Annotated in this window: 26 protein-coding genes; 8 read left to right on the forward strand and 18 right to left on the reverse strand. The window is 34.3% G+C overall.

Features of this window, described 5'->3' with window-relative positions:
- The first annotated feature begins 141 nt into the window (after window positions 1–141).
- From BBI01_RS16315 to BBI01_RS16330, 4 genes are all read left to right on the forward strand, one after another.
- Window positions 142–1,833 carry a DUF6909 family protein gene (locus tag BBI01_RS16315; RefSeq protein ID WP_065395704.1) on the forward strand — a complete coding sequence of 564 codons (1,692 nt, stop codon included), beginning with the start codon at window positions 142–144 and terminating at the stop codon, window positions 1,831–1,833.
- A 233-nt stretch (window positions 1,834–2,066) separates the two neighbouring features.
- Window positions 2,067–3,905: a M1 family metallopeptidase gene (locus tag BBI01_RS16320; RefSeq protein WP_065395705.1), complete on the forward strand. Its 1,839-nt coding sequence runs from the start codon at window positions 2,067–2,069 to the stop codon at window positions 3,903–3,905.
- A 103-nt stretch (window positions 3,906–4,008) separates the two neighbouring features.
- Window positions 4,009–4,767 (forward strand): type III pantothenate kinase, encoded by a 759-nt coding sequence (locus tag BBI01_RS16325; RefSeq protein ID WP_065395706.1) that lies wholly within the window; start codon window positions 4,009–4,011, stop codon window positions 4,765–4,767.
- A 30-nt stretch (window positions 4,768–4,797) separates the two neighbouring features.
- Window positions 4,798–5,334, forward strand: coding sequence for a GNAT family N-acetyltransferase (locus tag BBI01_RS16330; protein WP_065395707.1), 537 nt, complete (start codon window positions 4,798–4,800; stop codon window positions 5,332–5,334).
- A gap of 49 nt (window positions 5,335–5,383) precedes the next feature.
- Here BBI01_RS16330 and BBI01_RS22580 read toward each other — a convergent pair whose 3' ends face one another.
- The 12 genes from BBI01_RS22580 to BBI01_RS16380 form a co-directional block, all read right to left on the reverse strand.
- Window positions 5,384–5,566 carry a hypothetical protein gene (locus tag BBI01_RS22580; RefSeq protein WP_123862161.1) on the reverse strand — a complete coding sequence of 61 codons (183 nt, stop codon included), beginning with the start codon at window positions 5,564–5,566 and terminating at the stop codon, window positions 5,384–5,386.
- 31 nt (window positions 5,567–5,597) lie between these two features.
- A complete protein-coding gene (locus tag BBI01_RS16335) occupies window positions 5,598–5,789 on the reverse strand; it encodes a hypothetical protein (RefSeq protein ID WP_065395708.1) in 192 nt (63 codons plus the stop codon).
- Between the two features lie 91 nt (window positions 5,790–5,880).
- Window positions 5,881–6,312 (reverse strand): nucleoside deaminase, encoded by a 432-nt coding sequence (locus tag BBI01_RS16340; RefSeq protein WP_065395709.1) that lies wholly within the window; start codon window positions 6,310–6,312, stop codon window positions 5,881–5,883.
- A gap of 7 nt (window positions 6,313–6,319) precedes the next feature.
- Complete coding sequence (locus BBI01_RS16345; RefSeq protein ID WP_065395991.1) at window positions 6,320–6,835, reverse strand: hypothetical protein; 516 nt, start codon at window positions 6,833–6,835, stop codon at window positions 6,320–6,322.
- Between the two features lie 163 nt (window positions 6,836–6,998).
- A complete protein-coding gene (locus tag BBI01_RS16350; RefSeq protein WP_065395710.1) occupies window positions 6,999–7,919 on the reverse strand; it encodes a helix-turn-helix transcriptional regulator in 921 nt (306 codons plus the stop codon).
- A gap of 172 nt (window positions 7,920–8,091) precedes the next feature.
- Window positions 8,092–8,646 carry a hypothetical protein gene (locus tag BBI01_RS16355; RefSeq protein WP_065395711.1) on the reverse strand — a complete coding sequence of 185 codons (555 nt, stop codon included), beginning with the start codon at window positions 8,644–8,646 and terminating at the stop codon, window positions 8,092–8,094.
- Window positions 8,647–8,658: 12 nt separating this feature from the next.
- Complete coding sequence (locus tag BBI01_RS16360; protein ID WP_065395712.1) at window positions 8,659–8,955, reverse strand: hypothetical protein; 297 nt, start codon at window positions 8,953–8,955, stop codon at window positions 8,659–8,661.
- Between the two features lie 15 nt (window positions 8,956–8,970).
- Window positions 8,971–9,453 (reverse strand): SMI1/KNR4 family protein, encoded by a 483-nt coding sequence (locus tag BBI01_RS16365; protein ID WP_065395713.1) that lies wholly within the window; start codon window positions 9,451–9,453, stop codon window positions 8,971–8,973.
- Between the two features lie 11 nt (window positions 9,454–9,464).
- A complete protein-coding gene (locus BBI01_RS16370) occupies window positions 9,465–9,947 on the reverse strand; it encodes a hypothetical protein (RefSeq protein WP_065395714.1) in 483 nt (160 codons plus the stop codon).
- A gap of 254 nt (window positions 9,948–10,201) precedes the next feature.
- Window positions 10,202–10,372: a hypothetical protein gene (locus tag BBI01_RS22875; RefSeq protein WP_165602266.1), complete on the reverse strand. Its 171-nt coding sequence runs from the start codon at window positions 10,370–10,372 to the stop codon at window positions 10,202–10,204.
- 237 nt (window positions 10,373–10,609) lie between these two features.
- Window positions 10,610–11,647: a patatin-like phospholipase family protein gene (locus tag BBI01_RS16375; RefSeq protein WP_065395715.1), complete on the reverse strand. Its 1,038-nt coding sequence runs from the start codon at window positions 11,645–11,647 to the stop codon at window positions 10,610–10,612.
- Between the two features lie 300 nt (window positions 11,648–11,947).
- Entirely contained in the window at window positions 11,948–12,448 is a 501-nt protein-coding gene (locus BBI01_RS16380) for a M15 family metallopeptidase (RefSeq protein ID WP_065395716.1), read from the reverse strand.
- Window positions 12,449–12,713: 265 nt separating this feature from the next.
- Here BBI01_RS16380 and BBI01_RS16385 point away from each other — a divergent pair, with 265 nt between their 5' ends.
- Window positions 12,714–13,985, forward strand: a complete 1,272-nt coding sequence (locus tag BBI01_RS16385) for a Y-family DNA polymerase (RefSeq protein WP_065395717.1) — start codon at window positions 12,714–12,716, stop codon at window positions 13,983–13,985.
- Window positions 13,986–14,021: 36 nt separating this feature from the next.
- Here the strand turns inward: BBI01_RS16385 and BBI01_RS16390 are convergent, their stop codons facing one another.
- From BBI01_RS16390 to BBI01_RS16405, 4 genes are all read right to left on the reverse strand, one after another.
- Window positions 14,022–14,633, reverse strand: coding sequence for a YdeI/OmpD-associated family protein (locus BBI01_RS16390; protein WP_065395718.1), 612 nt, complete (start codon window positions 14,631–14,633; stop codon window positions 14,022–14,024).
- Window positions 14,634–14,639: 6 nt separating this feature from the next.
- Window positions 14,640–15,773, reverse strand: coding sequence for a serine hydrolase domain-containing protein (locus BBI01_RS16395; RefSeq protein ID WP_083190129.1), 1,134 nt, complete (start codon window positions 15,771–15,773; stop codon window positions 14,640–14,642).
- Between the two features lie 233 nt (window positions 15,774–16,006).
- Complete coding sequence (locus BBI01_RS16400) at window positions 16,007–16,492, reverse strand: hypothetical protein (RefSeq protein ID WP_065395719.1); 486 nt, start codon at window positions 16,490–16,492, stop codon at window positions 16,007–16,009.
- A gap of 443 nt (window positions 16,493–16,935) precedes the next feature.
- Window positions 16,936–18,477, reverse strand: coding sequence for a glycine--tRNA ligase (locus tag BBI01_RS16405; RefSeq protein ID WP_065395720.1), 1,542 nt, complete (start codon window positions 18,475–18,477; stop codon window positions 16,936–16,938).
- A gap of 204 nt (window positions 18,478–18,681) precedes the next feature.
- Here BBI01_RS16405 and BBI01_RS16410 point away from each other — a divergent pair, with 204 nt between their 5' ends.
- On the forward strand, window positions 18,682–19,377 hold the full coding sequence (locus BBI01_RS16410) for a pseudouridine synthase (protein ID WP_065395721.1): 696 nt from the start codon (window positions 18,682–18,684) through the stop codon (window positions 19,375–19,377).
- A gap of 436 nt (window positions 19,378–19,813) precedes the next feature.
- Window positions 19,814–20,851 (forward strand): quinone-dependent dihydroorotate dehydrogenase, encoded by a 1,038-nt coding sequence (locus BBI01_RS16415; protein WP_065395722.1) that lies wholly within the window; start codon window positions 19,814–19,816, stop codon window positions 20,849–20,851.
- A 194-nt stretch (window positions 20,852–21,045) separates the two neighbouring features.
- Here the strand turns inward: BBI01_RS16415 and BBI01_RS16420 are convergent, their stop codons facing one another.
- Entirely contained in the window at window positions 21,046–21,936 is an 891-nt protein-coding gene (locus BBI01_RS16420) for an alpha/beta hydrolase family protein (protein ID WP_065395723.1), read from the reverse strand.
- 25 nt (window positions 21,937–21,961) lie between these two features.
- Complete coding sequence (locus BBI01_RS16425; RefSeq protein ID WP_065395724.1) at window positions 21,962–23,206, reverse strand: DUF445 domain-containing protein; 1,245 nt, start codon at window positions 23,204–23,206, stop codon at window positions 21,962–21,964.
- 234 nt (window positions 23,207–23,440) lie between these two features.
- Here BBI01_RS16425 and msrB point away from each other — a divergent pair, with 234 nt between their 5' ends.
- Window positions 23,441–23,968, forward strand: coding sequence for a peptide-methionine (R)-S-oxide reductase MsrB (gene msrB / locus BBI01_RS16430; RefSeq protein ID WP_065395725.1), 528 nt, complete (start codon window positions 23,441–23,443; stop codon window positions 23,966–23,968).
- Window positions 23,969–24,059: the final 91 nt, after the last annotated feature.

The following is a 24,059-nucleotide window of genomic DNA, read 5'->3' on the forward strand; positions in this document are numbered from 1 at the left end:
GGACACTTTTGAAAGAGACGAGGCTGGTAAATACATTTTACATGATACATCGTGGAATCCTGTGCGAATTAGGCGGCTGAATTAAAAGATAGTTAAAATAAAATGGGCAAAGATTTTGTATATTTGTGTGAAATTTATTTTATGACAAATTCTAGAGCAAGAGAAACAACAGAAGCTATTGAAAGACTATATATCTCTATGAGGCACTTATTTTATAGAGGATTTTTCAAGCCGGCAGGGGTTTCAGGAGAAAGTATCAGAAGCTTGTTAAAAACCATCAATCCGGAAATTTATGGGACTATGAATATTCCGAGTAAACTTGAACTTGATGGTTTAATGTATGTACTAGACAGGCTTCCGGAAGGGATTGAGGAGTGTGCTTTTATTCATCTTACATCAGATGAAGGGTTTGATAAAGGAAGTTTCGAACCTATTGTTCCTAAAAAGAGAAGAAGAAACTGCTATAGAATAGATGAACACCAGATGAATATAGAGGTTCTTTTGGGACGTTCTGAAATTTATGACATTCTTACCCACCTTACCTTCCTATTTATAGAAGCTGATAAAATCCGTAATCTGGCATTCATTCAAGATGAAAACTGGAAACCTACACGTGCTTTCAAGATTATTGAAGAGGTAGTAAAAGGAGAAAAGAAATTCAGCAGAAAGGAAAAAGAAGTGGCATTGATCCACCTTTCTTCTTTAATAGGTAGATCTTTTGATGAAACATTAAGAGCTTACAATACTTTTGGAGATGATAATAATCCTGACCGTTTATTTAAAATCATTTACAACTTAGGAAAAGTAAGTCTTGAAGACGCAAAAGGAACTACGGAAAGAGAAATTCATTTCAGTGCTATATTAAAAGAAAGAGTAGGACACCACTATTTTGGTGAGAAATGGGCGAATAAAGTAAAAGAAGTTTTATTTGAGAATAATCTTCATATGCGTCCATTACATATTATTTCGGCAAATATGCACTCTGTAAAAAATATGCTGTATGCTAATGAGGCTCTTAAAAAGAAGCATCATAATGAAGTGGATTATAAACTGTATGAAGAAATTTCAAATAAGAAAGACCTTCGTGATAAAGTATTAAAATATGCTTTAGATGAAGGAATGATTCATATTGCAGATAAAAGTGGAAGTAATATTGATGTTCAGATCATTGATCTGAGTAAAACAGACCTGAAAAATACTCCATTCGCTGATTGTAAATTTTCCGGAGATGATGTTGTCATGGTATTTGATTACGCATTCGGAGAGCAGGCTTTTGAAGTAATGGATGAGCTGTTGAAACCTTTTGAACATAAAGGAGAGGTATACATGATGCATGTGAAATCTGTATCCATTATGGGGAAAGCAGGAATTCTTACAGGAGAAAAAGGAGATATCATGATCCCGACTTCTCACATATTTGAAGGAACTGCGGATAACTATCCTTTTGAAAATGCATTGAAGCTTGATGATTTTGTAGATGATGAACTGAAAGCTTTTGAAGGTCCTATGATTACCGTTTTAGGAACATCACTTCAGAATAAGGATATCCTTTCTTATTTTATGAATACTTCTTGGAGAGCGATAGGTCTTGAAATGGAAGGAGCGCATTATCAGAAAGCAATTCAGGTAGCATCTAAGATCAGGCATCATATCTCACCGGATTTATTCGTTTGTTATGCATATTATGCTTCAGATAATCCATTGGAAACGGGAAGTACACTATCTTCAGGTGGTTTAGGTCTTACGGGTGTAAAACCAACTTATCTGATTACTTTAAGAATTCTTGAAAAGATTTTAAGAAGCGGGAAAAAAGAAGCTTCTGCAAAGAAGTAATCTTAATTTTCTATTAAAATACAAACCTCAGCTGTAGAAACAGCTGAGGTTTTTTTGTTGCTACTTTATTCTATGTAAAATAAGTAAGGATTTAAAAAATACACAATCTTATTTAACAAATCAAATAAAAAAGTATCTAAAACCATATTAAAAAGAGAACAAAAACCTTGTTATAACTCCGCGTTTGAGGGTTTTGTTTAAAATACCTACCTTTAGAAAAAATAAAATTTTAAATGAGAAAATCGGCTGCAATCATTTTTGCGTTTATCATTTCACAATTTCAGGCTCAGCAAGGAGCTTATTATCAGCAGGCTGCGAAGTACAAGATGGATATTGATGTCAATGCTGAAAAATTTACCTACCAGGGAAAACAAACCTTAGAATACACGAATAACTCACCCGATGAGTTGAATGTGGTATATTTCCACCTGTATTGGAATGCTTTTAAACCAAATTCTATGATGGATCAGAGAGTTTCTTCGCAAGGGAAAAATGGTGACGGAAGATTGCAAAAAAACGGTATTTCAACACTGTCTACAATTCCAAAAGATCAGGAAGGAGCTCAAAATATTCACTGGATCAAGCAGAATGGGAAAGATCTGAAATTTGAAGTTCAGGAAACTATTATGAAGGTTTATCTTGCTGAATCTATTAAGCCAAATTCTACTACAACTTTTACGATGGATTGGGATGCTGTAATTCCTCAGCAGATCAGAAGAAGCGGAAGAAACAACAGAGAAGGGGTAGATATGACGATGACGCAATGGTATCCAAAAATTGCAGAATATGATTATGACGGATGGGCTACTTTTGATTATCTGGGAAGAGAGTTTCATGCACCATTCTCAGATTTTGATGTAACCATTAAAATTAATAAAGACTATGTTGTTGGAGCAGGAGGAATCCTTGAAAACCCAACAGAAGTAAAAGGATATGATGCTGCAGCTAAAATTAAAGCAGAAAAAGATAAGAAAGCAACCTGGAAATGGACTGCAAAAAATATCCTTGACTTTGCATGGAGTGCAGACAGAGATTATTCTGTGGAAAGTTTCAATGTTCCGGAAGGTCCTAAAGTATATTTAGTATATCAGAAAAATGATAAGACTAAAGCTTGGGGAGAGTCTCAGCCTTATATCACTAAGTATTTCCAGATCATGAACAATCATTTCGGGAAATATGTATATCCTACGTATGCTTTCATTCAAGGAGGTGATGGCGGAATGGAGTACGGAATGTGTACGATGATTCTTGGAGAAGCTAAAAATATTAAAGACTTAATGGGCTTAATGGCTCACGAAGGTTCTCACTCTTGGTATCAGCAAATGCTTGCTACGAATGAATCTGTACGTCCATGGATGGATGAAGGTTTTACAAGCTATGCAGAAGGTTATACAATGCACCAGTTGTTTCCAGAGGAATTACCTAATCCTTTCATTGAAAGATTGAATGCTTACAGAAACTTTGTTAAAAAAGGAATCGAAGAACCAGCGGTATGGTTAGGAGATCACCATGACAACGGAACAGCATACACGTATGCATCTTATGTGAAAGGTGAATTGTATCTTGTGCAGTTAGGTTACATTATGGGTGAGCAGAATCTTGCAGAAACATTAAAGCAATATTATGATCAGTGGAGTATGAAGCACCCATCAGACAGAGATTTCCTTCATATTGCTCAGAAAGTTTCTGGAATGGACTTAAAATGGTTCCATAATTACTGGATCAATACTACGAAGACAATTGATTACGGAATTAAAGATGTAAAATATGATGATAAGTCTACAACGATTACGTTGATCAACAAAGGGCAAGTTCCAATGCCTATAGATTTCAGTGTAATGACTAAGGATAAAAAAGTAGTTACTTACCAGATTCCGTTAAATATGACCCATACATGGAAAGAAAAAGATATCTATGGTGAGTTTAAAACAATGCCATACTGGGCATGGACGCAGAAGGAGTATACCATCACAGTTCCTTATACAAAATCACAGTTAGCTGTATTGGGAATAGATTTCAGCCAGAGAATTGCTGATGTAAATCCTGAAGATAACTTTGTAGAAGTAAAATAAAAAGATAAACATATAGATAAAAGGAGTATTTAGAAGTACTCCTTTTATTTTTTTATAAATTTGGGATTCAAATTTTTTCAAATCATAGCCTGCTAAAATATAAATGAATTCAATTGTAATAAACGTAGGAAACAGTAATATCAGATTTGGTCTTTTTAATGGCGATAATTGTGATATTTCCTGGGTAATCAACACGAAGCCCTACAGAACGGCTGATGAACTGTATGTACAGATGCTGATGCTTTATCAGACTTATAAAGTAGAGCCTAAAGAAATTGATAAAGTAATTATCGGATCTGTGGTACCTCAGCTTACCAAAGTGATGAGCTCTGGAATTAAGAAGATTCACGGAATTACTCCAGTTATTGTTGATAGAACTACTCCGTCAGCCGTAGTGGCAAAATCAAAACAGATGGGAACAGATATCTATGCCAATCTTGTGGCAGCTCATAATCTGTATCCTAATAAAAAGAAAATCGTTATTGATTTCGGTACTGCTCTTACCGCAAGCTGTGTTGCTGAAACCGGAGAAACATTAGGAGTGATTATTGCTCCGGGAATTGTTACTTCTTTAAATTCTCTTATCAGCCAGACGGCGCAACTTCCGGAAATAGAACTTAAAAAACCCAAAACAGTGCTAGGTTTAGATACTGTTACCTGCATGCAAAGCGGCATGGTATATGGTTTCCTTGGAATGGTAGAAGGATTTATTGACCGTATTAACGACGAAGTAAATGAAGACTGCTTTGTTGTAGCAACAGGAGGAGTATCACATGTTTATAAACCTTTAACGGATAAAATTCACGTGATGGATAGACTTCATACTTTAAAAGGACTTTACTTCCTTGGAAAGGATTTATAAGTATTGTCATTAACATTAGTCACGAGTATAATGCAAGAATTAACAGAATTTCCCGGTATAGAAACGGAAAGACTTATTCTCTCTCAGTTGGAAGAGAAAGATATTCCTTTTATTGTTGAGCTTTTACAGCATAGGATTTTTTCAGATCTGACATCCAATATTCCATATCCTTACACGGAAGATGACGCAAAATTTTGGTTGAAAATGTCTAAAGAAGCCTTTGACGAAAAAAGCGGTTATACTTTTGGAATCCGAAATAAAGAAGGACAGCTTATTGGTGCGATAGGGCTTCATGACAGAGAAGATGATAAAGCTGAACTAGGCTATTGGATGGGAATTCCTTATTGGAACAAAGGATATGTGACTGAAGCTGCCCGAACGATTATAGATTTTGGTTTTAAAGAATTAAAACTTAATAAAATTTTTGCAACTCACTTTCCTCATAATCCTGCTTCCGGTAAGATAATGGAAAAGATAGGAATGGAAAAAGAAGCCCTTTTAAAAGAACATGTAAAGAAAGATGATGAGTATTTTGATCTTGTCATGTATTCTATCTTTAAAGATTAATTTATATAAGATTTTATAAAAATGAAAAACAGCCGGAAAGGCTGTTTTTTTATCTGCATGGCTGGCACTCTTGCCCTGGAGTAGGATATGTCCATCCCCCACAACAATCAGGAACTGGGCGCAACAGGCATCCTAGTTTTGAGTGTCCCGTTTCTGGATCTGTATAAATACATTGACCGATTCCAACGCTACCATTAATTTTGGCAGCCTCTTTTCTTGTTAACTTTTTCATTGTTGTTTAAATGGAGTTAATTTATTGATATTTAAAGACCTCCTGTACATGGCTGGCATGCATATTCAGGATTTGGGTAAATCCATCCTCCACAACAGTCTGGAATAGGTTCCAATTGGCATCCAAGTTTTCTTTTTCCTGTATTAGGGTCTGTGTAAAAACATTGTCCGGGTGCGATACCACCGTTGATCTTAGCTGTTTCTTTTCTTGTTAACTTTTTCATATTGTTTTAATTTGAATGTATATCAAATGTAATTAATTATTTGATTACTTGTATCTTATTTATTCAATATGTGGTGAAGAAAAAGAAAGATTTATCTTTTGCTTTTGAAAAAGTTTTTAACAATAGCAGAGCATTCATTTTCCATAACGCCGGTGACTATTTCTGTTTTTGGGTGTAAAGTAAGATGTTTATTGATAAAGCCTCTCTGCTCATCTCTGGCACCAATAACGACCTTTGAAATCTGTGACCATGAAAGAGCCCCGGAACACATAACGCATGGCTCCATGGTAACATAAAGGGTACAGTCTTTTAAATATTTTCCACCTAAAAAGTTGGCGGCAGAAGTTATAGCCTGCATCTCTGCATGGGCGGTAACATCATTTAATGTTTCAGTAAGGTTGTGAGCTCTGGCAATAATACGGTTATTGGAAACTACTACACACCCAATAGGAACCTCATCCTGTTCCAATGCGGCTTCTGCCTCCTGCAGTGCCATTTTCATATAATATTCGTCAGTAAACATAATTAAATCAATCAACCATCGTTAAAGTCAAAGGAATTCTGAAACGGAATCTAGCCGGATCGCCTTTTATCAAAGCTGGGGAAAATTTTTCGGTAATAGAGTAGAGGGCAATCTCTGCCTGTCTGTTAAAAGTAAAATTGTCTCCTTGCGCATGAACATTGCTCACGCTTCCATCTTTTTCTACAACGAAGACAACATCTGTTTTCACGGTTTTTAAATCCGAATTTACCCCGTCTACATAAAGTAAATCTGCAACTTCCTGTCTCAGTGTATTTATTCCACCAGGATAATCTGCAATTTTTTCTACATCAGCAGGTTTATCTGTCAGGGTTTGAGAAATTTTCGTCGTTTTTAAAACCTCAAGATCTTCGATATTTCGAACTCTTAATAAAGCACCAATTAAAGCGGTATTTTCAATACTATCCATCTTTTTCATAAAAAAGACAAAATCTCCTTTAATAGCTTCTTTCTTAAAAGTATTGGTTTCTGCATCAAATTTTTTCTTGAATTCTTTATTCAGCATGCTTCTGTGCTGGTTGTAATAGTTTTTTACAAGCCGGAATTCTTCTTTCTGCTGTGATAAACAAAACGAAGAAATAATACAGCAAATACAAATGAATAAAGTTCTCAATAAAGGTATATTTATGTAAATATACTTAAAAAATGTGAGAAATATTTAAGATATATTAGCTTTCCAGATAACGGTTTAAGGATTCCTGAAGATGGTTTCGTATGTCATCTACTAAAGCTTTCGGCTCCAGAACAGTTACTTCTTTTCCATAGGATAAAATCTCCTGCATAAAGTCGTAAGTAGGATGGAGAAAAAACTCGAAATAGATTTCTTCCGGGGTTTCTTTAGTCTCTTTTTGCGACTGATGAAGAGGAAAACTTCTGATATATTCTCCTTGATGACGGCTGCATTTTAGTACAATATTCTGTGGTTTCTGTTCTGCAAGATTCATCACTCCAAAAGCGTTTTTGAAATGTTCTCTGAAATTATATTTATACTTTTCTCTGAATTGATTTTTTGCCACATCCAGATAATTGATTCTATCCAACCCGAATGATTTTAAAATTTTATCCTTAGTATCAATGGCGATGAGGTACCATCTGTCTTTAGATTCTTTTAATGCTAAAGGATGAACCTTTCTGGAAGTCATCAGCTTATTTTTATAATTGTAATGCTCAAAGCTTACCACTCTTTTATTACGGATCGCAAAGAACAGATCATAAAAATGCTCTATACCAGTTGGTTTACGACTTTCAAAGAAAATAAAGTCTGAAAAATCCGGGTGAAGGTTCAATGCATTGCTTACCTGGAAAGACTCAAGAAGCTTTTGGTTGTATTCATCTACTTCCATGATCGGGCGACTTTCTATATAATATCGGTTGTCACCCTTTTTCTTGTTGTGGATAGAAAGATTGAAAAGATCGGATATCTCACGGATGTCTCTTTGCAAGGTACGGATAGAGTAGCTTTTGATATCCGCATCCTGGAACTCAAAAGAATTTAAAAGATATTCCTCCATCTGCGAATAAGTAGCAGGAGAACTTTCTAATCTTTTAATAATTAAGGCATATCTTGTCAGATAAAAATCTTTCTTCATTTTTCTATTTTTATGTTGCAGCAGAACTGCGTTTCATGGTAAAGTTTTATAAGACAAATATATGCGGTTAATGCGACAAAACGTGTCGTGTTTTATTTTTTTTGAAGAAGAAATATTGAAAACTAATATCATTGTATGCTCTTCAGTGATCTGAAAACTGTTGATATTTTACTTATTGTCCATAATCAATAAAAGAATTCTTATCAATAAATAAATGGAAGGTAATTGGCGTAACTTCTATTTTTGTGATAGGGCTGTTGGCAATAGTGAGAATAGTTTTATCATGTAAGGTTTCTTCAGTAAATGATTTTCCTTTCAAACCAGTCTTTATCATACTTTTTAATGTTTGTAACGGTTCTGGAAATTCCATGAATACATTATCCAAATATTCAGTATTGGCTCCAAAGACAGTTTCTACACCATATTTAAAATCAAATTGTATTTTCTTAATATCTTTTCTTTTAGAAGACTCTTTTTTTGTTTTTATTTCATAGTCTACAATTCCTGTCCAGACAGGTAATGGGTTGGCATACTTTTCCTTGAAAATTATTATTAAAGTAGAAATTAATTCAGAGAGCGTGCATTTTAATAATAATTCCTCCAATACCTCTTCTTTATTTAAATTCTCCATTGCTTTGGGATCATGTTGTTGTTGATCTAATGCAGTAGCTCTGTATTGTTTTGGTGTTACATAATATAACACGTCATAATCTTCATCTGTGATCATTATTTCTCGATTTTATAGTTCATCATCATCTTCCCATTCTTCAGCATAGCCATGCTTGGTATAGGTACAATGTACTTCACCTATTTCTGCATCTACAATAACAAATTGAGGGATAGGTTCTTGATAACCTTCAAGGTAGTAAGTTACCACAAAAATATTCCTTATCTTATCTTCATACTTTCCATAATTTATCATTTTTTGTTCTTGATAATAAATCTCATCTTTCTCATCAATAGAAATATATTCTCTCTTGCGATCTTGTAAGTATTGTTTGACGATTTTTAATGCTTTTTCTTTATCAATGCTCATGCTTTTCCTTGTTTTTCACCAACCTTCTTCCCATATTTTAAAGGCTGTGTCTATTTTTTTCTCAATAAAAGTACTGAAATTTACCTTTAAAGATTTAACATCTTTTTTATTATAATCTGCTGCGGAATAGTCTGCTAGATAAACGGTTGGGTCGTCCCCTTCATCTAAATAAAAAAAATAAAATTGTTCACATCCGTTACTTTCTGCAAAGAGCCAGAAAGGGCGGACTAGTGTATTATTTAATCCCGTTTCCTTAATTTCGTCCTGCATTATTTCATAGTGCCAGTCTGAAGAAATAGTTTCTAAATCTGATGTATCCATGATGGGCAGCGCTCCGCACGAGTTTCCAGCTAAAAAAAGAAATTCGGAGTAAGCCAACGGGAACTGTATATTGAACTTTTGTTCAACTTTTTTAATTTCATCTCCTGAAACTCCTTTAATTTCCCTGATCCCAATTTTAGGGGTTGCATGGAGCTTTTTTAAATATTCTATGGTCATAACAAAATATACTATTTCCAAAATTCCTGAAAGAAATCCTTTTCAATTTTTAAAGCCTCCTCTTCAGTCATTTGAATTGTTTCTTTATTGCTTAAAACCTGTTTTACAAATTCAGGGTTAAGCTTTATATTGGGATATTTTTTTATATATTCAATGATGTACTGTGGCCATAACCATATTCCATCAGTATAGATTGTATAGTAGGCTACAAAGCTTTTATCGTTGTAGTGATCCGTTTCAAATAAGGGATCTTTTGCATTTTCAACACATCCCATTAAAGGAATCACCATACTTCCCTTTTGTAAATACTCAAGTACTTTATCTTTATTGCCATCTATGTGAGTATAGCCTGAAATAAGATCATGAATACTTTCTGATATAGGGAAATCATCATGTTCTTTTATAAATCCAAAATATTTCATTTTACCAGAATGATTAAAGGTAGTTTTTATATCGTGAAAGGTATGGTATTCCAATCTTATTTCGGATATCATTTTTACAATAAGTTTTGTAAAAAAATAAGCCACAGATTTACTGTGGCTTATCGGTTATTAGTCAAGGTATTATTCTATCCAATATTAGGAAAGAAGAGAATTGTTATTTTTTAGACATAGTTCTGGCTGTCCAGCATTTTGTGAATGGTGAATTCAAAGGAAATTGAGAATGTTTAATGAGACTGCTTGCGCGGATTATTGAGCTTTCAAGGTATTAGTGGACAGCGCAGAACTTGTCATATGTAGAAAATATATTAGAATGTGTCTTCTTCGATTACGTCATTTTCAAAATCTTTTCTGAAGAAGTTTTCAATGTCATTGAGATAATTTTCATAATCCATCTCAGCATTTTCGATATCGCTCCACTCGATGGTGTAAAGGTCTTCATTGAAGACTGTGTCGGGATTGTGATCTGGTGTTTTCATGTTTTGTGTTATGATTGGGTGTTGGTTATATTTTGAACACGCTTTTGGCTGTTCTGCATTAATGAATGATGTATTCAAATGTTATCTTGAGTTTTATGTTTATTATTTTTTTGTGACTTTATTTATACTCCAAAAGTAGTAGGGAGAAGCGTCAAAACTTGACGTATTAAAAAAAGATTTTATTTTTTTATATTATAATCTTTAAAGCTTATATTGAGTCTTTATAAGTTAAAAAGCTTATATTTTATTTTTGATGAGCTTCTGTACAATCTGATTCAGTATTTCTCTGTTATCATCAATATAGCTTAATCCGGCTTGTATAAGATTTTCAATATTGGATCGTTTTACATTATCCATTGCAGGAGAAGCATTTTTCAGAGATGGATTCAAACGATAATAATTCTTTTGATTTCTTAAACCTAAAGTCTGGAACATTTGAGCCAGTTGATAATCCACTGTTTCCGCATTAGCAGACATCAGAATATCAATAATTGGGTTTACCCAGCCTATTTTCCCTGCTTTTTCCAGTTTTTTAAAAGAATAAGATTTTGCCTCAATTCCCGTTCCGATTGAGATGATAATCATATCATTCACGCTGGGATGATTCGTTTTCTGATGATTTTTTAAAACCTCTGCAAAAGGTATTTTTCTTGCCTCTGCGTAAGCGCAAAGTGCCGGATTATTTGCAAACATACCACCGTCAATCAGGCTGAAAATCTGTCCGTACATCGATTTGATCTGTACCGGGCTAAAATAAGTGGGTGCGGCTGAAGTCGCTCTGCAAATATCTTTTACATAAAAATTGTCAGTGCTGAGATGAGCTTCCCAGGAATTGAAAAGCTTAGCTCTTCTGTTTTCTATATCATAACTTGTTATCAGACATGGTTTTATTAATTCTTTTAGTTCCAGATTTCCAAAAAAGTCGTTGAGGTTTTTTTGAAGTGCTTCCTGAGAAATCTTTTCATTCAATAATCCGAATGGATTCACCAGTTTTTCCCAAAAAGAAACCTGGAAGATATCACCGCCTTTTTCAGCGTACAGTTCTAATCCCTTTTGAATAGAATATTTTGCTTTACGCAATTCGTCAGGACACAGAATAATAGATGCGATCAGACCTCCTGTGCTGCTTCCAGCTACCAAATCAAAATAATCTCCAAGCTTGGCACTCGGTTTATCATAATACTGGAGCTGTTCTTCTATGTAGCGGAGAATAATACAGGTGATAATTCCTCTTATTCCGCCTCCGTCTAAAGAAAGAATGGTTGTCTTTTTCATGTGATATTTTTAATTGTTTTTTTAAGAATACATTTAAGGTTGAATCAATGGATCTATTGTTTATTAAAAAAATATTTCATTTTAAACAGTTGATTTTCATTGTCTTTTGCCTGTTTTCTTATAAATCAAAGATAGGACGGAGAAGCGACAGAACTTGACGCATTATATAAAAACGATTAAAATTTTCAAAAAAAATAACTCTGAAAATGAATAGTTTACATTTTATTTTTACGATGTCTTTGAGAATTTTCTTCAAATAAAATTGAGTTAGAAAATGACACTGCCAAAGGTTCTGTTTTGTTATAATACAACATATCCGGATTTATCTCTGGACATCTTTATAAGTGCTCTCCAGCTGGTTTTTATCAATCCTTTTTTTGATGGAATATTTTTCTTTTCAAAATGAGGTAAATCTTTGAAGGTTTTCCAGTTTCCGCCCCAGTCCCAGCCGTGTTTTGCGAAGATTTTTACACATTCATACCAATCGGCAACTTTATCATTATCCCAGTCTTTTACAGTGTCCCAGCTTGCTGTTTTTCCGTTAATCATTAAGCAGATATCCACGGCAAGTCCATAGTTGTGAATACTTTGCCCAGCTTTTGCGTTTGTTACCTTTTTTCCTGAAGTAATTCTTCCGATGGCATATAATTTCTCCTGTTCTTCAAAAGACCTTAGCCCTTGGGTAATCCTGATCTTTGCTCTTCCTGTAAGCGCATCATCACATTCTTTAATGATTTGCTTCATTTCATCCCTTACAAACGGATGGAGTTTCTGAATTCTTTCGAGTGTTACTTTGTCCATAATTTTTATTGCTTTGAGACAAAAGTAGGAGTGGATAGCGTCAAAAATTGTCGTGTTTTAATAAAAGATTAATTGAAGAGAAATAATTTTTAAAGAAATGTTTTTGAATACAAAGCTATAAGGCTAATGCGACAAAAGATGTCGTGTTTTAAAATATTATTCATTTGTTTTTCAGGTTGTTAAATATGATGTTAAAACTTGATTAAAAGAAGATTTTATTCTTTAAAAACGATAATTTTGTACATATATTTCCAATACAATCATCATGTATGCGCTGGTAGATTGCAATAACTTTTTTGTTTCCTGTGAAAGGACTTTGTATCCTGAGCTTGAAGGGAAGCCTGTTGTGGTTCTTTCGAACAACGATGGATGTGTTGTGTCCAGAAGTAAGGAAGCAAAAGACCTGGGAATTCCGATGGCAGCACCAGCTTTCAAATACAAGGAACTCTTTAAACAGCATGATGTGAAGTGTTTTTCTGCAAAATTTGAACTCTATAACTACAAAAGTCAGAAGGTAATTGATATTGCCAAATCTTACGTTTTAGATTATGAAATTTATAGTATAGACGAGCTGTTTCTTGATCTTACCGGTTTTAAATATATAGATATTCACGAGTATTGTCTTAAAATTAAGGAGGAAATTTTGGAAAAAGAAAATATTCCGGTGAGTATAGGAATTGCACCCAGTAAAACGCTATGTAAAGTGGCAAACAGAATTGTAAAGGAATTTCCTGAACAGTTTAATGGTGTTTATATTATGGATACTCCTGAGAAAATAGAAAAGGCATTGAAATGGCTCAATATAGGAGATGTTTGGGGAATTGGGCGAAAACTTGCCGTGAAAATGAATGATAGCGGGGTGTATAAAGCTTGGGATCTTCTTCAAAAACCAGAAATGTGGGTACGAAAAATTATGGGAATTCACGGAGTAAGAATGCTGAATGAATTAAAAGGAATTCGTCAGCTGGATCTGGATGCCCCATCACCTAAAAAATCAATTGCAGTTACCCGAAGTTTTATGGAAATGCTTACCGATAAAGAATCTGTTCGGGAAAGAGTGGAAACTTTTGGAATGTATTGCTCGGAAAGACTGCGAAAGCAGAATACCTGCTGCAAAATGATCACCGTATTTGTACAAACCAACCGTTTCAGAAAAGATCTTCCTGAATACAGAAATGCTATGACTCAAATTCTTCCAAATCCTACCAATTCATCTATTTTAATAGGAAGAGTAGTCAACGAACTTTTTGAGGCTATTTATAAAGAAGGATTTCATTATAAAAGGGCAGGAGTGATGGTCAATGATTTTGTTCCGGAAGATCAGAGACAGATCAGCCTTTTTGAGGATGATATTCAAAATCAACACCTTCCTGTAATGAAAGCAATGGATGCCATGAATCGCAAATTCGGAAAAGATAAAGTACGTTTGGGGAGTATGAGTGGTGAGAATACATTTGGGCGAGCTCAGCTATCACCAGAATACGAAGCTTTTTTAAAAAATAATACTTTACCTGAAGCGAACTTTAGATTTCATTAAAGAAAGGATCTGGTTTTAAAACCTGAAAATGAGAATCTACTTTTTCTCATACTTCCAGTTTCTTCCTTTACCTTCCGCAATCCATTCTAAAGCCTGTTCCATTCTTTTATTTCTGGTGGCTTCTGTTTTTGCTTCTGTGATCCAGGTGATATATTCTTTTCTAAATGAAGGAGAAGCTTTTTCAAAAATCTGCAATGCTTTATTGTTTTCACTCAGAGCTGACTGGAAATAATCCGGGATTTCAACTTCTGTTTTTGATGGAGCCGCTTTCTTTAAAGTTACTCCCATATCTGTAAGTTCCATTGCCTCTTTGATCGCTTTTTTAAGCTGAGGTTTTGAGGGAAGATCTTCAACCTTTGTGATTTTTCCTAAACTAAACATAGACGTTTTCTCGATATCCCTGGTGATATCCTGCATGGTTTTCATTTCTTTTTCCAGCCAGAATCCAAAGGTGCAATGTTGCTTGAATGATGCCATTGCACAAAGGTTTTTATCCTTGTAAATAAAATGTGGAAAGCTCCATTTCATCGTTTCTTCTGCATCAGGACAAAATTCATGAACGGTCTCACGAATATAAGTGAGAATAGGTTTTGCAAAATCCTGAGATTTTTCAATGTAAGTGTCTATTTGTGAGCTGTATTTATCCATGTTTTTTTATTGAAATAACTGAACTGTTTCATTGACAAGGAACTTTACCTGATCCGGTCTTCCTCTATCGTTTTTAGGGTTATTGATATAGCTTCCTGTTTTTACAATTACCATATTATGTTCCGGTACCATAATGATATACTGACCTTGTAAGCCAAGAAAATAATAATGCTTTATAGGATTGTCATGATTGATCCAAAGTCCCATTCCATAGATGTTTTCAGATTTTTCTGTTGGAGTTCTCATTTGTTCAATAAATTCAGTATTAAGAATCTGATCTTCTCCCACTTTACCATCGTCCAGGAACAATTGTCCTAATTTTGCAAAATCTCTGGCATTAGAATGAATACAGCAATATGTCTTTTCCATTCCATAATTATCTGTGCTCCATTTTGCATTCTGTTCCATTCCCAAAGGAATCCAGAATTTTTCTGATAAATAATCTGATAATGGTTGTTTTAATGCTTTTTTCAGAGCAAAACCAAGAAGTTGAGTTGATCCGCTTTGATATTCGAATCTGGTTCCGGGCTGCTCTTTGAATTTTCTTGAAAATACTGCTTTTACAAGGCTTTTCCCGTAATAGGCTTTGGCGTTAGGAAGAAAAGGACTGTTGTAATTTTCATCCCAATCAAGTCCGGCTTCCATCTGGGCTAAGTTTTTTAAGGTGACTTCATTACCCAATGGCTTTTCTTTAAACTCAGCATAAAAATCTGAAAACTTTTCATCAATATCATGAATTGTTCCCTCTTCAAGAGCTTTACCCAAAAGCATTACTGTAACTGCTTTTGCCATGGAAAAAGAATTGGTTTGAGAAAGCTGATTATATCCATCCCAGTATTGTTCATGAAGGATTTTTCCATTTTTAATGACAACAAAAGCTGCTGTTTTGGAGTGTTTTAAATCTTCAACTAAATGTTTAGGTAATTCTTTTTTATTATATTCTGAATCCTCTTCCCAAAGTTTAGGAGATCCGGTGGTAATAGGATTGCTGGGAAACAGGTCTCCATCATTAATATAAGCACTTGATTTTCCTTTAAGGTAAGTTTTGGAAATCCCACTGAATAAATAATCATATCCAAAAAAATAAGCCGCTGCTGCTCCGGCTACAGCGCCTCCTATCATGTACTTTAGTATTCTCATGTTGTATCAATCGATCTTTAACAAATTTAAAATAATTTGGTTGAAAAAATAAGAATGAATCATTAAATAAATTGTTTTTGTTTCATTGATGAAAATGATCTTGAAAAACTTATGAGAATCCCTGATCTTCAAATGTTGAGGTTATAACGTTTTACTCCTTAGCTAGAGAAAGTATGGGCACAAAAAAGCCTCGAATAAAATTCAAGGCTAAGTATGATAAATAAGGAATCTTATTATTTGTTGTATTCGTAATTATAAGTATGATTGTTAGATCCAAAAGATGAACTTGTGTACTTCATAATCACTTTAGTTGGATATTTGGCACTGTTAAGTGTATATTCTCCTTTTATTGAGCTTGATCCTGTTAATGAACCTATGTAGTTACGGTTTTGGCTTATCAGGTTATTGTGTCCAAGTTCAGTGTCGTGAAACATATTAATTTTTACATAACCTTTTACATTCCTCATAGGGTTGTTATCATTATCAAAGGTATTGTTCAAATAATAAGTTGTCCCATTATTAGTATATTTAGTGGAAGCTAAATTACCATTGCTTGATAAAGAAGCTTCTACATCATCAAAAACAGCAGTATAACCTCCTGACGGATTTACAGTAGCTCCAGCATATCGATTAAAATTAACTTGAGTACTAGTAAGATACTGATAATTGACTGTATACACTATCATTTGTGAGCTGGTAGGATCTGCTTTAGAAGTCACTTTCTCAGCAGTAAGTTTTCCATTCAGATAAGTAAATTCTCTCTTTTGTTCTAAAGTTGTTCCAGCATATGTTTCTGCTGTTGCAATATTATCACCGGCATATGTGTAAGCAATTCTTCTGTTTTGGGTGATATTTTTCTCTTCAATGATTTTGTCTCCGTCGTATTTGTATTCAGTTACAATAACTTGGTTGTCCTGAGTAGTTTCAGTAAATTTTTTTACAAGATAAGGAGTATTGATCGTATTATCGATACCGTTGATGATTTCAGATACCTCATGTAGAGCTACAACTTGTCATCACTGCTATTGCCAGTGACGACATTATTAATTTTTTCATGGTTAACTTTTTTAAGTTTTTAGTCAGCTAAAATTAATAATTTTCATGACATATCATTCAATAATATTAAAATAAAAAAACGCCCTGAATTTCAGGGCGTTTTTGATTATATTTTAGAAAGTAAATTTCTGAAGTTAGTCTTCTCATCAATGATTCTTCTTAACTCTGAAACCGGAACTCTTTCCTGCTGCATCGTATCTCTGTCTCTGATGGTTACTGTGTGATCCGTCAATGAATCGTGATCTACCGTGATACAGTATGGAGTACCGATCGCATCCTGTCTTCTGTAACGTTTTCCGATCGCGTCTTTTTCTTCGTAGAATAAGTTGAAATCGTATTTCAGATCGTTGAAAATTTTCTCTGCATATTCTGCTAATCCGTCTTTCTTCATTAATGGAAGAATAGCAGCTTTAATTGGTGCTAAAGCTGGAGGTAAAGATAGTACTGTTCTTTCTGAACCGTCTTCCAATACTTCATCTTTCAGGCAGTGAGAGAAAATAGAAAGGAATAATCTGTCTAAACCTACAGAAGTTTCCACTACATAAGGTACATAGTTTTCATTTCTTTCAGGATCGAAGAACTGTAGTTTTCTACCTGAGAATTTTTCGTGTGCTTTTAAGTCGAAATCTGTTCTTGAGTGAATCCCTTCCAATTCTTTGAAACCAAATGGGAAGTTGAATTCAATATCAGCCGCAGCATTCGCATAGTGAGCTAATTTCTCATGATCATGGAATCTGTAGTTGTCATTACCTAAACCTAATGCTAAGTGCCAGTTCAGACGTTTTTGCTTCCATTGCTCGTAGAATTCAAGTTCTGTACCCGGAGCTACAAAGAACTGCATTTCCATTTGCTCAAATTCACGCATTCTGAAGATAAACTGTCTTGCAACAATCTCGTTTCTGAATGCTTTACCAATCTGTGCAATACCGAAAGGAAGTCTGTGACGTGAAGTTTTCTGAACATTTAAATAGTTCACAAAAATACCCTGAGCCGTTTCCGGTCTTAAGTAAAGATCCATTGCGCTGTCTGCAGAAGCTCCAAGCTTAGTTCCGAACATAAGGTTGAACTGTCTTACTTCCGTCCAGTTTTTAGAACCAGTATCAGGGTCAGCAATTTCAAGTTCTTCAATCAAAGCTTTAACATCAGCAAGATCTTCGTTTTCCAGAGATTTAGCCAATCTTGAAAGAATAGCCTCTCTTTTCGCTCTGTATTCTAAAATCTTTGGATTTGTAGCCACAAACTGATCTTTATCGAAAGCCTCTCCGAATCTCTTCGCAGCCTTTTCAATTTCTTTATTCTCTTTATCTTCAATTTTAGCACAATAATCTTCCACCAAAACGTCTGCTCTGAAACGCTTTTTAGAATCTTTATTGTCAATCAATGGATCGTTGAAAGCGTCTACGTGACCCGATGCCTTCCATGTTGTAGGGTGCATAAGGATTGCCGAATCAATACCCACAATATTTTCGTTAAGCTGTACCATAGCTTTCCACCAGTATTGTTTGATATTATTTTTAAGTTCAGCCCCGTTCTGTCCATAGTCATAAACAGCGGATAAACCATCATAGATCTCACTAGAAGGGAAAATAAACCCGTATTCTTTAGCGTGAGAAATTACTTTCTTGAAAACATCTTCTTGCTTTGCCATAATTTTTTTACGTCTGAAATGCAAAAATATGAATTTGGAATCAAAATCATGAGTTTCAATAAAAAAAGCAGTTAATAAACAGACAAATATTTACATTTTAATTTTACAAGAGCCGGGAACCTGCTTTTCACTATATCTTTTGCTTGGCAAAAGGATGCCGTTACAATCAGGGCTAGATCAGTTGAAAATTTCTACTTTTGCACTATGTTAGAAATTCTTTATCGTGACGAGCATATAATTGGCATCAACAAACCCAGCGGATTACTGGTTCATAAATCTTTCTATGCGGGAGAAGCCGATACATACGCTATTCAGGAGTTGAAAAAACAAATTGGGCAAAAAGTGTATCCTGTACATCGCTTAGATCGAAAAACTTCGGGTGTTCTGCTGTTTACGTTAGATAAAGATACCCTTAGAATAATGAGCGAACAGTTTTCATCACGAGAAGTAGAGAAGAAATATCTGGCAATTCTCCGTGGCTGGACAAAAGAAGAAGAAACGATTGATTATGACTTAATTAATGAGAATGAGGTCAAGCAAAATGCTGTTACTTACTATCGCCGTTTGCAGACTTCGGAGATCGATTTACCTTTTTTAAAACATCAGACTTCGAGATATTCTTTGGTAGAAGCCATTCCTGAAACTGGAAGATTTCATCAGCTAAGAAAACATTTTAAACATATTCTGCATCCTATTTTGGGGTGTAGAAAACACGGTTGTAACAAACAAAATAAGTTATGGCTTCAAACATTTGAAATCAACAAAATGACGCTTCACGCTCATCAATTGATTTTTAATCATCCTGTATCTAACGAAAGAATTACGGTAAATGCTACTATAGATGAAGAATTTAAAAGAGTAGGAGATATTCTGAATTTTGATTTGAGCCAGTATTCTTAATCGATAACGAAAAGAAAAAGCAAATCCTAAATCCTTGTCAAGGTTTTAAACCTTGACAAGGATGGTGTTTCTATGTGCCTGAAAAGTATCCCATTTCGTTTAATGAATAGTGGTGGTATTTCTCTGTGCTTATTGTTTTAACACAATGTTCGCAGAGTTTTTATGATTAAATGACTTTTATTTTTCGATCGCTGAGGCACTTCGTTCAGCAAAGATTGATAATGCGTACTTCGCTTAGTGAAACGCCCTTGCGAACCCAATGTTTTTAGGATGGTAATATTTCTTTGCGATGGTAGCGTTAAAAAATATCACTGATTTGTTGAATATATAGTTGTTTTCCAACTTATAGATACTATAGATCACACAATTTGATAAAATATCATAGGTTAATCTATCATTAATTTTAAAATGAGTAATTTTGTAAAACTTTTTTTCAATGTACAAATCGCTCATTCGTCCGATTCTTTTCAAATTTGACCCTGAAGATGTTCATCACTTTACATTTTCAATGCTAAAGAATTTTGGATTTCTTACTAAATTATTTTTCCCAAAACCTATTGAAGACAAACGTCTGGAAAGAGAAGTTTTCGGATTGAAATTTAAGAACCCTGTAGGACTTGCAGCAGGTTTCGATAAAAATGCGACACTTTTTAATGAATTGGGAGATCTAGGGTTCGGATTTGTAGAAATTGGGACTGTGACACCAAGAGCTCAGGCTGGAAATCCTAAAAAGAGACTATTCCGCTTAATAGAAGATGGCGGAATTATCAATAGAATGGGATTCAATAATGATGGTCTTGAGGCAGCCATTGAAAAGCTGAAATCCAATAAAGGAAAAATAATCATCGGTGGAAACATCGGAAAAAATACAGATACAAAACCGGAAAACTATACCCAGGATTATCTGGATTGTTTTGAAGGACTTCATCCGCATGTAGATTATTTTGTACTGAATGTAAGCTGCCCGAATGTGGGAAGCCATGCGAAATTGGAAGATGTAGAATACCTTCGTGAGCTGATCACTGAAGTAAAGAAAATCAATCAGTCGAAATCTGTACAGAAACCCATATTACTGAAAATTGCACCAGACCTTAATCATACTCAATTAGACGAGATTGTTGAGCTTATTGCAGAAACAAAAATTGATGGAGTAATCGTTTCCAATACTTCAGTAAACAGAGAAGGTCTGAAAACTTCAGCTGAAACATTAGCACAGATAGGAAACGGAGGATTAAGCGGAAAACCGATTCGTGAGAGAAGTACAAAAATGATCAAATATCTTTCTGATAAAAGCAACAGAGCATTCCCGATCATTGGAGTAGGAGGAATTCATTCTGCGAAAGATGCTATTGAAAAACTGGATGCCGGTGCAAGTCTGGTTCAGCTATATACCGGGTTTATTTATGAAGGTCCGGAATTGATCAATGAGATCAACAAAGAGATTCTAAAAAGAGCAAGCAGATTGCCAAGATAATATTGAGAGACCGTTTGGTCTCTTTTTTTGTTTTAGCCACTAATGCACGAATTTTCTTTGTTGTGCTTTTGTAAATTCACAAGGATATTCTGCTTCAAAGTGGTTACTTAAAAAGACTGTAATCAATTACGATCTATACTTTTAGAACACATAATAAAAATTTGTGCATCCGTGACAAAATAAAATGTAACTCATTACTTTGACTTTACGATAGAAGAATTTTTAGTGTCAACTGTCAAAGTATAAGAAGGTGAAGAATATGATTTTGGGACTTTAAACTGAAGAATATTTTGGTCTTTGGTTTTTACTTTTTGAGTTTCAAATATACCTTCCCGACAGCTTTCTGTTAGATATTCTTCATAGTTTTTATAATTCCAGTCTTTGGTAAAGTACAGCATTCTATATCCTTTTTCACCGTCACTGGCTCCGCACATGCCGCAGAAATTAAAATTGGAAACCTCTTCAAAATACAGCAGAATTCTGTTTGCATTACTTCCTGATGTATATGAAATCAATTGATTTCCACCTGCCTTATTAATAATGTCATACGTATTGATCTTTTTATTATTTGGTAAGGTCAGATAATTGTTGTAACGATAAATCATATCATTACCGGTGAAAAGCTTTGCGGGATGTACTTTTTTATTCAGTTGAAAATGACCGGAAATAATGTTTTCTTTGGATGAAGAGTGTTCAAAGATGAGAGATTCCTGAGGTGCTAATGTTTGTGCTATCTCATTAGTTTTTTCTATTTTTTGTCGGGATGTAATTTGTTGTTTGAAAATTTTCGAGTTTATTTTTTGCTTATTACCAAAGTTATATAAGGATAGATTTCCATAAAAATCATAGATTCCTGTTAATGGAATTTTCTTCTGATATTTGTCATAATAATACCATCCGTCTACATAATGCTGATACTGGTCACAATCTACAATTCCTGTATAATTAAGCATAATAGTAATAGGAACGCCTGCAATTTCTCCTTTAAAAGTCTGAGAAGAATCAGTCACAGCTTTTAATTCAATCTTTTGACTTTTCCCGAAAAAGAAAAAGGATAGGAAGAGAAGAACAAAAATTTTTTTCATGGTTGTGAAGTCGGTATTTTACTTTTTAGATGAAAAAATGAGCAATTGTGTAAATAATTAATCCAACCAAGCCACCTACGAGAGTTCCGTTTACACGTATAAACTGTAGATCTTTTCCTACTTCCAGTTCCAGCTTTTCACTGAGTTCTTTTCCTTGCCAGTTGCCAACGGTGGTACTGATGAGGTTTCCGAATTGATGTGTATTTTTCAGGATATATTTGTAAGCCGTTACACGAACCCAATGATCAATTTTATTTTGAAGATTTTCATCTGTTTTTAAGTTTTGAGAAAACTCATTCAAATTTTTTGAGAGATAATTTTTGAGAGCAGAATGATCTTCCTGTAATTCTTTCATGAGTGTTTTCTTAATGGAAACCCAGATATCATTGGAATATTCATCAAGTTTATCATTTTTCAGAAGTCCATTTTTAATAGTTTTGAATTCTTCATCCCATTTAGGATCTTCCTTCAGATCTATAGAAAACTCATGTATTTTTTGAGTAATTAATGCTCTTACTTCATGTTCCGGATTTTCCTCAATTTCTTTAAAAAAGTCTGACAGTCCATCGGCAATCTTATCGGCAATCTTATTATCTACAAAAGATGGAATAAACGAGTAGCTTCCTTGCTTTACACGATCTTTGATCATCTCATCATTGGCGATAATATATTCCTTAATTTGTTTTGAGAGATTGGTAACGATTCTTTGATGGTCATTTTTTTCCAAAATATAATTGATTCCGTTTCCTACTACTTTATTAAGTTTAATGTCATCGGTCATATCAGAAACTTTTTTACTGATAAACTGACTTACTGTAGAATCATCAAGTTTGTTGAGAATATCAAGAATGATGTCTGAAATATTTTTGATCAGAATCTCCTGACTTTTTTCCTTTCCAAGCCATTCTCCTACAAAATTGGAAATTTTAAGCTTTTGGATATAAGGACGAATATTTTGTGGCGAAAGGAAGTTACTTACTACAAAACTTCCGAGATTATCACCAAGCCTTTGTTTACTGCTTTCAATCAGATTGGTATGAGGAATAGGAAGCCCGAGCGGATGACGGAATAAAGCGGTTACTGCAAACCAGTCTGCTAAAGCACCTACCATAGCTGCTTCTGCAAAAGCACGTACATAACCGATCCAATGAGAATCATTAGACTTCTGGAGAATTGTCGTAACAATGAAAATAAGAGCCATCAGAACAAATAATCCTGTTGCAAATGCTTTGTATTTTCTGAGTTGTTTTCTTTTTGCTTCGTCATTCATATTCTCAAATTTACTAAATTTGGTTATCAAATCATCCAATATTTGAACCACAATAACCACAAGAGTTTTATTTGAAACACTTTAGAGCAATTAAGGGAGTTTAACATCACGTCTTATAAGTTCACATAAGATGAAAATAAATAATTTTCATAAACTAAATTGGACTTCTTAAACTTAAGTGTTTTCAATATGCTATCACTTTTGTGGTTAAGAAATAAATAATTAAAATTTGTGATGAAATTTTTAGTTTCAATCATCATATTAATCTTTCTGCAGGCTTGTAAGCAGAAACAACAACCCATTAAAATTACTTCTATGGAAAATACAGATGCAAAAAATAATCCATACTATTCAAGAACTGATACCACAAAACTGAATGTTTCCAACGATGAATGGAAAAGAATTCTTGCTCACGATCTTTATGCAATAGCAAGAGAAGCCGCTACTGAAAGGGCTTTTACCGGAAAATACAATGAATTTGATGAAGTGGGAGATTACTATTGTGCTGTTTGTGGAAACCATCTTTTCCGTTCTACCTCCAAATTTGCAAGCAGCTGTGGCTGGCCAAGTTTCTTTGAGGCAGATAAAGAGGGTGTTTATTATAAAAGAGATCAAACCTACGGAATGGATAGGGTAGAAGTGCTTTGTAAGAGATGTGATTCTCATTTAGGGCATGTCTTTGATGACGGTCCAAAGCCTACTGGGCTGAGGTATTGCATGAATTCTGTGAGCCTTGAATTTGTGGGAGATTCACAAAAATAATGAGCTTTATTTCACAGAATCAGGACGTTAAAGTTTCTTAAATTGAGTTAAACTTTGTGGAGTTATAACTCGTTGATAGCTATGTTTTTAT

The sequence above is a fragment of the Chryseobacterium artocarpi genome (assembly GCF_001684975.1).
Classification (GTDB): domain Bacteria; phylum Bacteroidota; class Bacteroidia; order Flavobacteriales; family Weeksellaceae; genus Chryseobacterium; species Chryseobacterium artocarpi.

Coding starts and splice junctions, on each gene's coding strand:
- BBI01_RS16365 (WP_065395713.1), bottom strand. CDS start 9,453: ATGACCATAGAATATTTAAAAAAGCTCCATGCAACCCCTAAAATTGGG.
- BBI01_RS22580 (WP_123862161.1), bottom strand. CDS start 5,566: ATGAAAAAGTTAACAAGAAAAGAGGCTGCCAAAATTAATGGTAGCGTT.
- BBI01_RS16340 (WP_065395709.1), bottom strand. CDS start 6,312: ATGTTTACTGACGAATATTATATGAAAATGGCACTGCAGGAGGCAGAA.
- BBI01_RS16390 (WP_065395718.1), bottom strand. CDS start 14,633: ATGGATAAATACAGCTCACAAATAGACACTTACATTGAAAAATCTCAG.
- BBI01_RS22875 (WP_165602266.1), bottom strand. CDS start 10,372: ATGAAAACACCAGATCACAATCCCGACACAGTCTTCAATGAAGACCTT.
- BBI01_RS16350 (WP_065395710.1), bottom strand. CDS start 7,919: ATGAAGAAAGATTTTTATCTGACAAGATATGCCTTAATTATTAAAAGA.
- BBI01_RS16330 (WP_065395707.1), top strand. CDS start 4,798: ATGCAAGAATTAACAGAATTTCCCGGTATAGAAACGGAAAGACTTATT.
- msrB (WP_065395725.1), top strand. CDS start 23,441: ATGAAATTTTTAGTTTCAATCATCATATTAATCTTTCTGCAGGCTTGT.
- BBI01_RS16380 (WP_065395716.1), bottom strand. CDS start 12,448: ATGGACAAAGTAACACTCGAAAGAATTCAGAAACTCCATCCGTTTGTA.
- BBI01_RS16425 (WP_065395724.1), bottom strand. CDS start 23,206: ATGAATGACGAAGCAAAAAGAAAACAACTCAGAAAATACAAAGCATTT.
- BBI01_RS16385 (WP_065395717.1), top strand. CDS start 12,714: ATGTATGCGCTGGTAGATTGCAATAACTTTTTTGTTTCCTGTGAAAGG.
- BBI01_RS16335 (WP_065395708.1), bottom strand. CDS start 5,789: ATGAAAAAGTTAACAAGAAAAGAAACAGCTAAGATCAACGGTGGTATC.
- BBI01_RS16395 (WP_083190129.1), bottom strand. CDS start 15,773: ATGAGAATACTAAAGTACATGATAGGAGGCGCTGTAGCCGGAGCAGCA.
- BBI01_RS16420 (WP_065395723.1), bottom strand. CDS start 21,936: ATGAAAAAAATTTTTGTTCTTCTCTTCCTATCCTTTTTCTTTTTCGGG.
- BBI01_RS16370 (WP_065395714.1), bottom strand. CDS start 9,947: ATGATATCCGAAATAAGATTGGAATACCATACCTTTCACGATATAAAA.
- BBI01_RS16410 (WP_065395721.1), top strand. CDS start 18,682: ATGTTAGAAATTCTTTATCGTGACGAGCATATAATTGGCATCAACAAA.
- BBI01_RS16320 (WP_065395705.1), top strand. CDS start 2,067: ATGAGAAAATCGGCTGCAATCATTTTTGCGTTTATCATTTCACAATTT.
- BBI01_RS16325 (WP_065395706.1), top strand. CDS start 4,009: ATGAATTCAATTGTAATAAACGTAGGAAACAGTAATATCAGATTTGGT.
- BBI01_RS16345 (WP_065395991.1), bottom strand. CDS start 6,835: ATGCTGAATAAAGAATTCAAGAAAAAATTTGATGCAGAAACCAATACT.
- BBI01_RS16360 (WP_065395712.1), bottom strand. CDS start 8,955: ATGAGCATTGATAAAGAAAAAGCATTAAAAATCGTCAAACAATACTTA.
- BBI01_RS16315 (WP_065395704.1), top strand. CDS start 142: ATGACAAATTCTAGAGCAAGAGAAACAACAGAAGCTATTGAAAGACTA.
- BBI01_RS16355 (WP_065395711.1), bottom strand. CDS start 8,646: ATGATCACAGATGAAGATTATGACGTGTTATATTATGTAACACCAAAA.
- BBI01_RS16375 (WP_065395715.1), bottom strand. CDS start 11,647: ATGAAAAAGACAACCATTCTTTCTTTAGACGGAGGCGGAATAAGAGGA.
- BBI01_RS16415 (WP_065395722.1), top strand. CDS start 19,814: ATGTACAAATCGCTCATTCGTCCGATTCTTTTCAAATTTGACCCTGAA.
- BBI01_RS16405 (WP_065395720.1), bottom strand. CDS start 18,477: ATGGCAAAGCAAGAAGATGTTTTCAAGAAAGTAATTTCTCACGCTAAA.